At 55.0% G+C, this 13,764-nt stretch carries 14 protein-coding genes; 6 read left to right on the forward strand and 8 right to left on the reverse strand.

From position 1 onward, the window contains the following. Positions 1 to 273: 273 nt before the first annotated feature. The gene (locus WFO64_RS09710) at positions 274 to 528 is read right to left on the reverse strand and encodes a hypothetical protein (RefSeq protein WP_337011150.1); all 255 of its coding nucleotides are present in this window, start codon (positions 526 to 528) and stop codon (positions 274 to 276) included. 68 nt (positions 529 to 596) lie between these two features. Here WFO64_RS09710 and WFO64_RS09715 point away from each other — a divergent pair, with 68 nt between their 5' ends. After that, entirely contained in the window at positions 597 to 803 is a 207-nt protein-coding gene (locus WFO64_RS09715) for a hypothetical protein (RefSeq protein WP_337011153.1), read from the forward strand. A 505-nt stretch (positions 804 to 1,308) separates the two neighbouring features. Continuing rightward, entirely contained in the window at positions 1,309 to 1,812 is a 504-nt protein-coding gene (locus WFO64_RS09720) for a GNAT family N-acetyltransferase (protein ID WP_337011155.1), read from the forward strand. Here WFO64_RS09720 and WFO64_RS09725 read toward each other — a convergent pair. From WFO64_RS09725 to rraB, 4 genes are all read right to left on the reverse strand, one after another. After that, the gene (locus tag WFO64_RS09725; RefSeq protein WP_337011156.1) at positions 1,807 to 2,592 is read right to left on the reverse strand and encodes a histidine phosphatase family protein; all 786 of its coding nucleotides are present in this window, start codon (positions 2,590 to 2,592) and stop codon (positions 1,807 to 1,809) included. The two genes, WFO64_RS09720 and WFO64_RS09725, sit on opposite strands and share 6 nt — an antisense overlap. 10 nt (positions 2,593 to 2,602) lie before the next feature. Then, positions 2,603 to 3,931 carry an OprD family outer membrane porin gene (locus WFO64_RS09730; protein WP_337011158.1) on the reverse strand — a complete coding sequence of 443 codons (1,329 nt, stop codon included), beginning with the start codon at positions 3,929 to 3,931 and terminating at the stop codon, positions 2,603 to 2,605. A gap of 374 nt (positions 3,932 to 4,305) precedes the next feature. Further along, positions 4,306 to 5,067, reverse strand: coding sequence for a tRNA isopentenyl-2-thiomethyl-A-37 hydroxylase MiaE (gene miaE / locus WFO64_RS09735; protein ID WP_337011160.1), 762 nt, complete (start codon positions 5,065 to 5,067; stop codon positions 4,306 to 4,308). 54 nt (positions 5,068 to 5,121) lie between these two features. Next, the gene (rraB, locus tag WFO64_RS09740) at positions 5,122 to 5,538 is read right to left on the reverse strand and encodes a ribonuclease E inhibitor RraB (protein WP_337011162.1); all 417 of its coding nucleotides are present in this window, start codon (positions 5,536 to 5,538) and stop codon (positions 5,122 to 5,124) included. Positions 5,539 to 5,699: 161 nt separating this feature from the next. Between rraB and argF the strand changes: the two genes are divergently transcribed. From argF to ridA, 4 genes are all read left to right on the forward strand, one after another. Further along, the gene (argF, locus tag WFO64_RS09745) at positions 5,700 to 6,707 is read left to right on the forward strand and encodes an ornithine carbamoyltransferase (protein ID WP_337011164.1); all 1,008 of its coding nucleotides are present in this window, start codon (positions 5,700 to 5,702) and stop codon (positions 6,705 to 6,707) included. A gap of 316 nt (positions 6,708 to 7,023) precedes the next feature. After that, positions 7,024 to 7,959 (forward strand): aspartate carbamoyltransferase, encoded by a 936-nt coding sequence (pyrB, locus tag WFO64_RS09750; RefSeq protein ID WP_337011166.1) that lies wholly within the window; start codon positions 7,024 to 7,026, stop codon positions 7,957 to 7,959. 12 nt (positions 7,960 to 7,971) lie between these two features. Next, positions 7,972 to 8,436 (forward strand): aspartate carbamoyltransferase regulatory subunit, encoded by a 465-nt coding sequence (pyrI, locus tag WFO64_RS09755; protein WP_010251684.1) that lies wholly within the window; start codon positions 7,972 to 7,974, stop codon positions 8,434 to 8,436. A 72-nt stretch (positions 8,437 to 8,508) separates the two neighbouring features. Next, positions 8,509 to 8,895, forward strand: a complete 387-nt coding sequence (ridA, locus tag WFO64_RS09760) for a 2-iminobutanoate/2-iminopropanoate deaminase (protein ID WP_337011513.1) — start codon at positions 8,509 to 8,511, stop codon at positions 8,893 to 8,895. Between the two features lie 52 nt (positions 8,896 to 8,947). Here ridA and lplT read toward each other — a convergent pair whose 3' ends face one another. From lplT to WFO64_RS09775, 3 genes are all read right to left on the reverse strand, one after another. After that, the gene (lplT, locus tag WFO64_RS09765) at positions 8,948 to 10,138 is read right to left on the reverse strand and encodes a lysophospholipid transporter LplT (protein ID WP_337011168.1); all 1,191 of its coding nucleotides are present in this window, start codon (positions 10,136 to 10,138) and stop codon (positions 8,948 to 8,950) included. After that, a complete protein-coding gene (gene aas, locus WFO64_RS09770; RefSeq protein ID WP_337011170.1) occupies positions 10,135 to 12,285 on the reverse strand; it encodes a bifunctional acyl-ACP--phospholipid O-acyltransferase/long-chain-fatty-acid--ACP ligase in 2,151 nt (716 codons plus the stop codon). Before aas ends, lplT begins: the two co-directional genes overlap by 4 nt. A gap of 90 nt (positions 12,286 to 12,375) precedes the next feature. Beyond that, complete coding sequence (locus tag WFO64_RS09775) at positions 12,376 to 13,764, reverse strand: efflux transporter outer membrane subunit (RefSeq protein ID WP_337011172.1); 1,389 nt, start codon at positions 13,762 to 13,764, stop codon at positions 12,376 to 12,378.

The raw sequence follows: 13,764 nt of genomic DNA on the forward strand, positions 1-13,764 counted from the left end.
ATGGCAAAGACCTGGCCGTTTAAGGCTACGACGAGGGCAATAACGTGACAAGCGTGGCCCAGGGTCTGACCTGATCGCTTTTCGCCAGCAGACAGTACTGGCTCATGTTGACAAGTTATGCGTTGGCTTTTTCGTCGGTCTGCCAGGTAAAGGCATTGTTTTTTTAAGGCTGTTTCCCTTAACGCACCAGAGCGTTTTGGGAAAATCAGATACGTTTCGCCGTTAAAAAAGCCCTGTTCCCTTCAATCATGCGTTCTGCGCCCAATACTTTGCTCACGCCCCGGATAGCCTGGGGAAAGAATAGGCAGTTAAACTTTCCGCTTTAAAACCAAAGGCCTGTTGATGCCAGGAAGCCATGCCGACGATTTCAATCGAGCGCTGATTAATCTGTATAAGCTGAAAGGAAAACAGGATAGAAATGGCAATGACCAGCGCTGGCGAAAAAGCCACCGGCTTAATACCGAAGCGCGCTTTGGTTTGATTAGTGATGAGCGAGAGCAATGCCCGCCAGGAGAGCAAGAACTGCATTATCATTATCACGACATATTGAAGCAAAATCACGACCCGAAAAAATAAACATCAGCCTGCAGCAAAAAATGAGCGGCAAAAAAGAGACGCCCGCAAGAGTGCGCGAAAATAAGGTAAAAACAGGATGGATGAAAACGGCATGTATTTCCGTCTCTGCTAGCCGTAAGGCCTATTTACGCTTGCCTGTCAGACCTGACCGTCATATAGGTAAGCTTACGCCGGCTGATAAGTTCGCGATGGTGACGCTGGCGTTGTCGGTTAAAGCGATAGTTTAAAAGCCGATAAACACCAAAGAGAGTGGCACAGGGAGTCAGGTTACCCTATTGAAAGGGTTTTCTCAGTGGACAGTAGCGTGAGCGCTGTCAGTACTGCTGCCGATGCTGTCGCGGTACAGCATCCTCCGTTGTACTTTATCTTTAGCCTGTTTTTTTACTACTCTGCCTATTAAAAGAGGGATGATAACGCCGAGGAAATCAGTAGCGTAATGCAAAAAACGCTAAAAAATATTAGTGATGTGATTAATACCGCTACAAACCGCTACTACGCCTGAAAATTATTAATGATCTGCGGAAAATATCCAGCTGCCCGATCCATTTCAGTTAGTCCCAGATATTAATAAACCCTAAAAAAAATAAATAAAGGAAAAATCCCTTTGATGATTTTAAAGCTAAGGAAAAACATTGCCGTCAGCATCCATGCGTCACAACCAAAATTGCTTTTGCCCGACGATAATGCTATTTCTGGTGAATGTCTAACCGATTTTAACCACGCTATTTTGCCATGACCTCTGAAACCCAACTCTCACTCATCGTGCGGCCGATTACTGCCGCCGATAATCCGCATATCGCCCAGGTCATCCGCGACGTTTCGGCGGAGTTTGGCCTAACGGCTGATAAGGGATACACCGTATCCGATCCGCAGCTCGACCACCTGTTTGAATTGTACAGCGCCGAGCACAGCGCTTACTGGATTGTGGAGCATCAGGGTAAAGTGTCGGGCGGCGGCGGCGTTGCCCCACTCGCCTGTAGCGCACCCGATATCTGCGAGCTACAAAAAATGTATTTTCTGCCAGACGTGCGCGGCTTCGGTGTGGCGCGCGAACTGGCGTTAAGAGCGATGGAACATGCGCGCCAGCGTGGCTTCCGCCGCTGCTATCTGGAAACCACCAGCAGCCTGACGCGCGCCATCAAACTTTATGAGTCCCTGGGCTTTGAGCTGATCGATAGCCCACTAGGCTGCACAGGCCATACAGACTGTGAAGTGCGTATGTTGAGATCGCTATAAGCCTCGCTCGACGTAACGCATGTCGTTGATGGACTCAATCACGAACTCTCCGCTATCAGTGTAACGCAGCAGTGTCACGCTAGCATTGTGCAGCGGCTGGTTTAACGACGTATCGCCAAGCGCTTGCAATAGCGCTGTAATCGCCATGCCGTGCGTGACGACCAAAACGTTACCGCCGCCCTTCTGCCGGGCCTGCTGCGCTATTTGGGTCAGGCTCTCCACCATTCGCTTCGCCACCTGCTGATAGCTTTCGGCCATCCCTGTTGATTTAATGCCTTCAAGTGACGATGTGCCAGACGCTTCCGCCTGGCGGATAGCGTCTATCATCCGGTCGATATGAATCTTACCTTCGGCAAATGCCTTCATTAGCGCCGTAGCGGATGCAAAACTGACCTGCCTGGCGGCGGCGTCCCACATATTCTTATCCAAATCGCCCTCATACAGTCCAAAGCCAACTTCCCGCAGCCCTGTGAGTTCGTTTAACGGTAGCGGTGTTTTCCATTCGTGCATGACCAGCTGCGCGGTTTGTCTCGCTCTGCCAGCATCGCTGGACCAGACGGCGATAAAGGGCACTGTCTGCAGGCCGCGTCCCAGCTTTTCCGCCACCTCCATGCCCGCTGGCGTTAGCGGCGTATCTGCCCATCCCTGCACGCGCTGAACCGTGTTAAACATCGTTTTACCATGCCGCGTAACAAACAGAGTTACATCGGCAGCGAAAGCTTCAACTGCACCCGTCCCTATCACGACAAAAATCACCAACACTTTCAAGATTCTCTTCATCCTATTTTCCTTATTTGAACAGATTTAATTTATACTCAAATGCGATCTCGGCCGAAAGAGAGGGAGAGCGCATAGCATTTCCCTGCGCATTAAAAAGCGGCGTTTCTTTATTATTCTTGTATGACCAGCCATAACCAAATAGCGTAAAAACCGACAGATTTTTCAGGGCGGGATGGGGTTCGATAAAGCGGTTTATGAGCGCAATTTCTCCCGAACGTATAGGCTTATTTCGGTAATTAAACTGTCCATAGTTGATCTGAAATCCGCTAAAAATACCTTTTGCAATTTCAAACTCAGTCTGCGACACCAGCGCCAGTTCTTTATCACGGGTATAATCTTTTCCGGCAGAGGTAAGTGAGTTAAAACGCCCGCGACTATTTTTTGTCAGCGGGCGCGCATAATATCCCACCGCATTCTGTTTGGGCGCCGAGGTCCAGGCAGCAGCGAATTTTTGTGTCCATCCGTTGTTAATCCAGTCTGCTTCGCCAACATAGTGCCACGCATGATCATCGAATGATCTTTTGCTGGCGGCCATGCTTTTATAATTTTCCAGCCCCTGACTGCCATAGATTTGAGAGGACAAACGCCAGTGCGGAGAGAGGGAGTAATTCGCTTCGATAACGTGACGCTGCTGATAGGCTTTCGCCTCGCCAAATGCGTAGGCGAGCCGTCCACGGTCACCTTTATAGCTCAGTGCGCCCGTATAAACCGCAGCAATTGTCCGTTGGTCCTGGGTTTGCAGGGCAAGCCTATCCGGCGAGTCGTGGCGAAGCGTTTTGGTCACGTAAGCTAAATCCAGCCGTACGTTCTCCCCGTTCAACGAGCCGCTATAGCCTGAGTAACTGTTTCGTGAAAGGCGATCAGTGGTGGTCAGAACGCCGACGTTTTTTAACTCCTGCCAGCCCGCTTTCACCTCGATTCCAGCCTGTTCGTCACCCAGCTTCATTTTCAGATAGTGCTGACCAAACTTGCTAAAGCCGTGAGCGTCAGCTTTTTTCCGGTTGCCGCCGCTGTCATAAAGCAGGCCGCGTGATGCAAAGTTATCGCTGGCCCCGAGCCTAATCGCACGGATGTAGGTTGCATCGAAACCCAGCCAGTCCCACAGATAACCGGAACGAAAATTCAGGCTTGCTGCTTGTCCCCAGGCGTTATGAACGGCTTTAGGCTGCGCTTCATTTTCTTTGAGATACTTCCAGTGATTACGCAGCTTCAGCTCTAACTGCGCATCGTGCAGGAAAGCATTGTCAGAACGTGAAAATGCGTCGGAATAGTCAGCCCATGCCAGAGGCGGCGGTAAAAGCAGTGGAATAAATAACAGAATATAGATCTTTTCCCTCATTTTATTACCCCTTCCATTAAATACTTGTTAATAAAACTGACCGTCAGGAATAAGGTGGCTGGCCTCTTCCCATCGGTGGACAGAGCAAAAAAAAACCTGATTCATAATTCCTCTCTGGCAAAGAGGAATTATGAATCAGGTTTTGCTTAAAATAATAACAACCCTGGTTTGGCAACGGCTACTATACTTATCCCTCAGAGAAAAAAAAGAAGAGAAAAAACATTCTGTGAGGGATGACTCAAATAATATCCCGCAAAAGTAACTAATACGTATTAAATTGATAATTAACGTTTGTCTTTTTGTTATTAACTAAATCAACCCGATTCAATTTAAAACAGTAACGACCGCCAGAAGAGCGGCCGTGTTGACTATTATCAAAATGCCGGTATGCCGCTGTGAAAGCGTAATTCGCTGTCGGGTTCGCTGATTAACCGCCCTTCTGTTACCCCAATCGCCTGCACCCGTGGCGCGATATCTTTGGTGGAAATCTGCGCTGCCAGAGTCAGATAGTCCTGATAATGCCGCGCCTCGGAGCGCAGCAGCGACAGATAGAACTTCGCCAGTTCATCATCAAGATAGGGCGCCAGACTGGCGAAACGCTCACAGGAGCGCGCCTCAATGTAAGCGCCACAAATCAGCTTATCTACCAGCGTTTCCGGCTCATGAGTCGTGACTTCGCGCAGCAGCGATTTGGCATAGCGGCTGGAGGTGATCTTCTGATAGACCAACCCGCGCGACTGCATAATCTCCCACACCTGATAGAAATGATGCAGCTCCTCTTTAATCAGCAGCACCATCTTCTCCACCAGTTCATCCGCCCACGGCATCGCATTGCGCATGATGATACGTTTCGTCAGGTTCTTATGGGCGTTGATAAAGTCGCTGTCGCCATCTTCGCGGAAGATAAAATCTTCATAGGGTTTCAGCCATGCCAGAATGGCGTCGCCGCTGGGTTTGTCAGCAACATATTTGCGGATCAACCACACCGCAGTCTGAGCGGCTTTCAGCTCGCATACCAGATGATCGGTTAACAGAAGAGTCAGATTTTCCGGCTTGCGCGCCTCATCAATCCAGGCTTGTGGCGTGCGGCAGCGCAGAAACTGATAGATCGGTTCAAGTAAGGGTGCGTAGTTCATGATGTCAAAATAAGTGGCTGAGGTGACAGGCGGAGAACTCTCCGCCCCGGCTACTTAGTGGCGAATGCCATCATCTTCTTCGTCGATGGCATCTTCATCATCTTCATCTTCGGCATCGGGGTCTTCAAAGTAGGTGCCCCAGCCGTCGTAATCCACGTTGTATTTACCAATCAGGTTCACCAGTTGCTCAACCTGCACATCGATCAGTTCAGACTTCAGCGCGGATTCACTGATGATGTCGACGCACATGACGGTGGTGCCATCTTCCAGCTCCAGCTCTTCCGGCTCGGTGACTTCATAACCCAGCTTGAACGCATCAACAGCGGCTTTTTCCAGTGAATCAAAATTATTGCATGAGAGATGGTGCTCAATGGTATAGAGCGCTTCAGGATCGCTGCCATCCTCCAGCAGCTCTTCGATAATCTGCCGTGTCTCTTCCTGCTGCTCTTCCAGTAATGCTTCATATGCCATGACGATGTCCTCTCTGAGTTCGGCAATAAACAATTATTTTCCCACACTGCCTGTCGCGCCACTACACAAAACAAAAAGTTTATTAGCCCCCACACTTGAAAATGCATATTCATACGGTTAAATTGAATTTTAATTCACTTTAATGATTACCGGAGTGTTGTATGAGTCAGCTTTATCAGCGTCATTTCCTCAGGCTTCTGGATTTTACCCCCGCCGAAATTAATCACCTGCTCACCCTTTCTGCTGAATTAAAACAGGCCAAAAAGAGCGCCAGCGAAGTACAGTATCTGAAAGGTAAAAACATTGCGCTCATCTTCGAAAAAGACTCGACCCGTACCCGATGCTCTTTCGAAGTTGCCGCTTATGACCAGGGTGCGAACGTCACTTATCTTGGCCCGAGTGGCAGTCAGATCGGCCATAAAGAGTCGATGCGCGACACAGCACGAGTGCTGGGCCGAATGTACGATGGCATTCAGTATCGCGGTTACGGCCAGGAACTGGTGGAAACGCTGGCGGAACATGCCGGTGTACCGGTGTGGAACGGCCTGACCACTGAGTTTCATCCCACTCAACTGCTGGCCGATCTGCTGACTATGCAGGAGCATCTGCCAGGCAAAAAACTCAGCGAGATGACGCTGGTCTACGTCGGCGATGCACGCAACAACATGGGTAACACCATGCTGGAAGCCGCGGCAATGGCAGGGCTGGATCTGCGTCTGGTGGCACCAAAGAGCTGCTGGCCAGAGGAAGAACTGGTGGCACATTGCCGTGACGCCGCGCAGCAGACCGGCGGGGAAATCACCCTCACTGAAAATATTGCCGACGGCGTGAAAGGCGCTGACTTTATCTACACCGATGTCTGGGTGTCGATGGGCGAAGACAAAGCAGTGTGGGCTGAGCGTATTGCCCTGCTGCGTGACTATCAGGTCAACCGGGCGATGCTCGATCTGACCGGCAACCCGCAGGTTAAATTCCTGCACTGCCTGCCCGCCTTCCACGACGACCAGACCACACTGGGCCAGCAGATGGCAGAACAGTACGATCTGCCCAACGGTATGGAGGTAAGCAACGAGGTGTTTGAGTCGCCGCACAGCATTGTGTTCGACCAGGCGGAGAACCGCATGCACACGATCAAAGCGGTGATGGTGGCCACGCTGGGCCAGCGCTGAGTGACGGGTCTCGTTGAACCGATCTCACTCAACAGCGTTCGCTGGTGCCGGGCTGTTTGTCCGCCCGACCACTGCCGGGCGCTTATCGTCAAAGCAGCCGCAAACGTTTTCCTCTTGCTGCACTACCGCGAACGGGTATAATGCGGCCCAATTTGCCGGAGGAAATATGCTACAGCACAGCGGACAATTTGATGCTCAATCACGCCTGACCGCAGGCGGTGCTGCTGTTTCTTTCGGTCATCGACCCGATCATAAAAAAGCCCCTTAAGCAGGGGCTTTTTTTTGTCCGCAATCCGGCCGCGCAGAGGAGACAGCTATGGCTAACCCGCTATATCGCAAGCACATTATTTCAATCAACGACCTCAGTCGTGAAGAGCTGGAACTGGCGCTGCACACCGCCGCAAAACTCAAAGCCTGCCCGCAGCCGGAACTGCTGAAGCACAAGGTTATCGCCAGCTGCTTCTTTGAGGCGTCGACCCGGACTCGCCTCTCGTTTGAAACCGCGATCCATCGCCTTGGCGCGTCAGTGGTGGGCTTTGCTGACGGCAGTAATACTTCGCTGGGCAAAAAAGGCGAGACTCTGGCCGACACCCTTTCAGTGATCAGCACCTACGTTGATGCGATCGTGATGCGTCACCCGCAGGAAGGCGCCGCGAGACTGGCGACCGGGTTCTCCGGCGGCATCCCGATTCTCAACGCCGGTGACGGCGCGAACCAACATCCGACCCAGACGCTGCTCGATCTCTTCACTATTCAGGAGACGCAAAGTCGTCTTAATCAGCTGAATGTGGCGATGGTCGGCGACCTGAAGTATGGCCGAACCGTGCACTCGCTGACGCAGGCGCTGGCGAAATTTGATGGCAACCGCTTCTTCTTTATCGCGCCCGATGCGCTGGCGATGCCGGCTTATATCACCGACATGCTGGATGAGAAGAATATCGCCTGGTCACGTCACGACAGCTTTGAAGAGGTGATGCCGCAGCTCGATATCCTCTACATGACGCGGGTGCAGAAAGAGCGGCTCGATCCGTCAGAATATGCCAACGTCAAAGCGCAGTTCATTCTGCGCGCTGCCGATCTCAATACGGCGCGCGACAACATGAAAGTGCTGCACCCACTGCCGCGCATCGACGAGATCACCACCGATGTCGATAAAACCCCATACGCCTGGTATTTTCAGCAGGCAGGTAACGGCATCTATGCGCGCCAGGCTCTGCTGGCACTGGTTTTAAACAGCGAACTCGCCCTGTAAGGAGATTCCCCCATGACGCAAGACAACAAATTGCAGGTCGAAGCGATCAAACGCGGCACGGTCATCGACCATATTCCGGCGCAGATCGGTTTTAAATTGCTCTCCCTGTTCCGGCTGACTGAAACCGATCAGCGCATTACCATTGGCCTGAATCTGCCCTCGGGGGAGATGGGCCGCAAAGATCTGATCAAAATTGAGAACACCTTTCTCACTGACGACCAGGTGAATCAGCTGGCGGTCTATGCGCCCCATGCTACGGTTAATCGCATCGACGACTATGAAGTGGTGGCAAAGATCGCCCCAACACTGCCGGATCACGTTGAACGGGTGCTGACCTGCCCCAACAGCAATTGCATCAGCCGCAGCGAGCCGGTCTTCTCCAGCTTTGCCGTTAAGCAGCGCGCCGACGATGTACATCTGAAGTGCAAATATTGCGAAAAAGAGTTCGCTCGCCATGTGGTGCTGGGTCACTGGTAATCGCCCTGCCCGATCTTATAATGGGCAGCACTGGCGGCATCGCCGCCTGACGACATAATCAAAGGAGCAATGATGTCTCGTGAAATCAGTACTGAAAAAGCCCCTGCCGCTATCGGTCCCTATGTTCAGGGAGTCGATCTGGGCAGCATGATCATCACCTCGGGTCAGATTCCGGTCGATCCGGCGACCGGCCAGGTGGCGGATGACGTTGCCGCACAGGCGCGTCAGTCACTGGAAAATGTGAAGGCGATTGTGGAAGCGGCGGGCCTGAAGGTCGGTGACATCGTAAAGACCACGGTGTTCGTGAAGGACTTAAATGATTTCGCCACGGTCAACGCGACCTATGAAGCGTTTTTCACGGAGCATAAGGCTCACTTTCCGGCGCGTTCCTGTGTCGAGGTGGCTCGTCTGCCAAAAGATGTGAAGATCGAAATCGAAGCGATTGCCCTTCGTCGCTAAGTGGGTTCTCACCGCCTCTCTCCGCTAATGCCGAAGAGAGGCGGTGAATCGCTTAACGTTTAGCCGGTCGCCACAGCCACAACAGCGCTATTGCCAGCGCAAACAGCACGCCAAAACCGACGCCGGTCGCCACCGCAGGCGCACCCGCCTTGATCGCCAGCGTATAGAACCCCAGCATGATCAGCATGGCGCTGTTCTCACCCAGGTTCTGCACCGCAATCGCATTGCCTGACCCGACGCTCTCTTTGCCCCGCGCCTGCAACAACGCATTCAGCGGCACGACAAAGAACCCCCCCAGCGCACCAATCAGCATTAGCACCAGATACGCATTCAACAAGGAATGCTGCAACGCAAAGACCACGACCATCACGCCAATCAGCACACCGGCGGGCATACAGCGACGCACCGTCTCCAGCGTCACCAGCTTCGCGGCCGCCGCGGCCCCCATCACAATCCCGATCGCGACCATGGCATTAAGGGTGGTGGGGGTTGTGTTGTCACTGATGCCCAGCGCCACCGGCACCCACAGCACCAGCAGGAAACGCAGCGTCACGCCTGCGCCCCAGAACAGGCTGGTGCCGAGCAGCGAGAAGCGCGTCTCTGCGTCGCGCCACAGCAGCGTGGCGGCGCTGAAAAAGCGGCGCACCATCACGCCGAACTGCCAGCTCTGACCAGGACGTGCCGCCTGCAGTTTTGGGATGAACAGGTTAGCCACCACCGCGATGCCGTAGGTCAGCGCACAGATCACCAACGCCGCCAGCAGATGCCAGTCAGCCAGCATACCGCCCGCCACCGAGCCGAGCAGAATGGCGGCGATGGTCGATGCCTCCATCAGCCCGTTAGCTTTTACCAGCTTCTCGCCGTGGGTAATTTCACCGAGGATGCCATACTTCGCTGGAGAGTAGGCCGCTGCGCCCGCACCCACCAGGGTATAACCCAGGAAGGGATTAAAGCCGAAGCAGATCACCAGTGCGCCCAGCAGCTTCAGGCTGTTGGCGAGCATCATCACCCGCCCTTTCGCCATGCTGTCCGCCACCTGCCCGACAAAGGGCGCCAGCAGAATGTAGGCCGCGACAAATAGCATCTGCAGCACCGGCTGACTCCACTCGGGATAGTACTGACTTTTCAGCACGGCCAGCGTGGCAAACAGCAGCGCGTTATCGCCGAAGGCCGAAAAGAACTGGGCGATAATCACGGCGATCATGCCGCGTGACATCAACGGTGCATTACGATCAAGGCTCATGCCTGCTCCTCTTCCGCCATTTTTTTCAGCGTCACGTAATCGGGTTTACCGCTGCCCAGCTGCGGCAACGCCTTCATCACCCGGATATCACGCGGCAGTGCCAGTTCTGGCGCACCCAGCTCACGGGCCGCTTTCTGCAGTCGGTCGCGCGCCAGTTCGTTATCGGTGGTGAACAGCACCAGCGCTTCACCGCGCTGACCATCCGGGCGCAGCGAAGCGGCATGGTGTTTGTCCGGCGACGCCTTCAGGGCGATCTGCTCAACGATCTCCAGCGACACCATCTCACCGGCAATCTTCGCAAAGCGTTTGGCACGCCCCTGAATCTGGCAGAAACCGCCCTCATCGAAGCTGACAATATCACCGGTGTCATACCAGCCCGCTTCCTGATTGCCTTCGCCATCGTCGGCGACCGGCGCTTCCAGCACGCCAGGGTTCTCAACCCGCAGATAGCCTTTCATCACGTTCGGTCCACGCAGCTGCAGCCGTCCGCCCTGCTCAATGCCCGGCATCGACATCAGCCGCGAATCCATGCCCGGCAGAATGCGTCCTACGGTATGTGCCTTCGCCGCCATCGGCACGTTGATTGCCACGACCGGCGCGCACTCGGTGACGCCGTAGCCTTCGAGAATGCGAATGCCATACTTATCAATATAAAGCTGACGGGTGTTCTCCTGAAGCTTCTCCGCACCGGCAACGACATAGCGCAGGCGGGCGAAATCATAGGGCGCGGCAAAGCGTGCGTAGTTACCCAGGAAGGTTGAGGTGCCAAACAGCACGGTGCAGTTACGGTCGTAAACCAACTCCGGCACGATGCGATAGTGCAGCGGGCTGGGATAGAGGAAGACCTGAGCGCCGGTCATCAGCGGCGTAAACAGCCCGACGGTCAGACCAAACGCATGGAATAGCGGCAGCGCCGACATAAAGCGGTCGCGCGGGGTGAAGTCCGCTATGGTGCGGATCTGTTCGACGTTCGCCAGCAGGCTTTTATGCGAGTGCACCACACCTTTGGGATTGCCTTCAGAGCCGGAAGTAAACAGCACCATCGCGGCGTCTTCCGGCTGCTGGAGCAGCTGCGCGCGATGCGGCATCAGCAGATGCGCGATAATCCACAGCTTGTCCTTTCCCGTCACCGTATCTTTCAGGTCTTCCAGATAGATCCACTGCACGTCGTCAAGCCCCTGCGGCAGATGCCACAGATTGCCTTTGTCCAGGAACTGCCGCGACGTGAAGACGGTTTTGATCTGCGCGGCGGTCAGCGCCGCCCGCATGCCGTTAACGCCTGCGGTGTAGTTGAGCATCGCCGGAACGCGGCCGCGCAGTGATGCGCCGAAAATCGCCGCCGCCGTGACGGTGGTATTGGGTAATAGCAGCCCTACCACTTCACGCGGCTGGCTGTAGCGCTCCAGAATACGGCCTACGCCCAGCGACTTCTTCAGCAGGCCGTTGTAGCTGTCGGGTTTAAAATTCACATCTTCGATGCAGCGCTTAAACGCGCCATAACGAGTACGCGCCGCCAGAAACGCCTCAAACAGGGTTTCACGCGGACGCACCGCCATGCGCGCTTCCATCATCACGTGATGCAGATGCTCACCAGCCAGCACGCGCCGATCGCGCGCCCGTTTCGCCTCCGGCATGGGAATGCGGGTGGCAGGCAGAATGGTCAGGGTAATGCGCGGGAACAGGCGACGTTTAAACACACCAGCCAGACGTCCAAACGGCGTGAACTCTGCGCCTTCAATCCGCATCGGCACCACGTTAGCGCCCGAACGCGCCGCGACAAAACCCGCCCCGCTGTAGATCTTCATCAGCGATCCGGTGACGGTGATCCGTCCTTCCGGGAAGATCACCACCGGGCGGCCACTGTCGATCAGCCTGACCAACTGCTTCAGCGCCATGGGCCGCGTCGGATCCAGCGGCACAAAGTCGATAAAGGGTTTAACCAGACGCATAAACCAGCTTTCGCTGATGGTCGAATAGACGGCAAACACCGGCTTAACAGGCAAAAAAAGCGCCAGCAACATGCCGTCGAGAAATGACATATGGTTCGGCGTGATCAATACCTTCTGCTTTTGCAGTTCGGCGACGTCGCCACGCAGTTCGACCCGCCATAACAGGCGAAATACCAGGCGTAATAATGTGAAAATCATGCCGGCTCCTTAGCATCGTGAAAAATAGCCCCTCACGATGCAGGATTTGATGCGGTTCGACAACAGAATTATCGGCAACCGGCTCCTCCTTCAGGGGGCCTGCCAGCCACCGCCCAGCGCCGCAATCAGTGCCACGCTGCTGACCCACTGCGTGCTCTGCAGCGTCAGCAAACTCTGCTGCGCACTCAGACTGCTGTTTTCAGTGGTTGCCACATCCAGATAGGTAATCATGCCCGCCTCATACTGCATCCGTGTCACCCGCGCGGAAGTCTGCGCCGCCTCAGTCGCACGCTGCTGCGCAGCGATCTCGCCCTGTAGGGTGTTCAGCTCCACCAGCTGATCTTCCACCTCCTGCATCGCGGTCAGCACCGTCTGACGATAGCTGGCGACGCTGGCATCCCAGCTGGCGCGCGCCTGATCGACCTGTGCGGAGGTCGCACCAAAGTCCAGTAGCGTGCCGCTCAGCTCCGGCCCCAGCGACCAGACCCGGTTCGGCAGCGAGAACAGCGAATGCAGCACCGAGGAGCTGGTGCCACCACTGGCACTCAGGGTCAGGTCAGGATAGTAACCGGCTACCGCCACACCCACCGCGGCATTGGCGGCGGCCATATTACGTTCAGCGTAAGCGATGTCGGGACGTCGCTGTAATAGCTGACCTGGCAGGCCCGCCGGCATAGCGGGCAGCGTGGCCGTCAGCGGCGCGGCGCTCAGACTGAATTCGGCGGGGGCTTTACCCACCAGCAGCGCAATGGCGTGCTCCATCTGCGCGCGCTGCCACTGATAATCCTGCGCCGAGGCACTGGCACTCTCCAGCTGCAGCTGTGCCTGAGCCAGGGTCGCGCGCGACGCGGTGCCCGCCTGATACTGGCTATTAATCACTTTCAGGTAGCGCTGATAGGCGTCAACGCTCTGCTGATAGAGCGCGATTTTCTGATCCATGATGCGCAACTGGAAATAGTCCTGAGCAAGCTCAGACTGGGCGCTCAGGGTGATATTGGCCAGTTCGGCCGCGCTGGCCGAAGCACTGGCGCGGTTCTCCTCCAGCGTGCGCCGCAGTTTGCCCCATAAATCCAGCTCCCAGCTGGCACTCAGCGACGCCTGATGGCTGCTGCTGGTGGTACGCACGCTGCTATCAGTGGCAGGGCTGCCGCTGCGCGTTATGCTGCCGTCATAGCCCAGCGAGGGAAACAGCGCCGCACGTGACTCTGCCGCCAACGCCTGCGCCTGCCGGTACAGCGCGGCATAATTCGCCACGTTCTGATTCGACACACTGACCTGACTCAGCAGCCCGCTCAGCGTGGCATCGTGATAAATCGCCCACCATTCGCCTTTGCGCTGATCATCAAGCGGTGTCGCCTGCTGCCAGCCTCTGGCCTCTTTATAGTGAATCGGCATCGCCACCGCCGGGCGCTGATAGTCGGGACCGACGCTACAGCCGCCCAGCAGCAGCATCACAACAAACGGGATAACAGGTTTCAT

The sequence above is a fragment of the Pantoea sp. AS142 genome (genome assembly GCF_037152305.1).
In the GTDB taxonomy this organism is placed as follows: Bacteria; Pseudomonadota; Gammaproteobacteria; order Enterobacterales; family Enterobacteriaceae; genus Pantoea.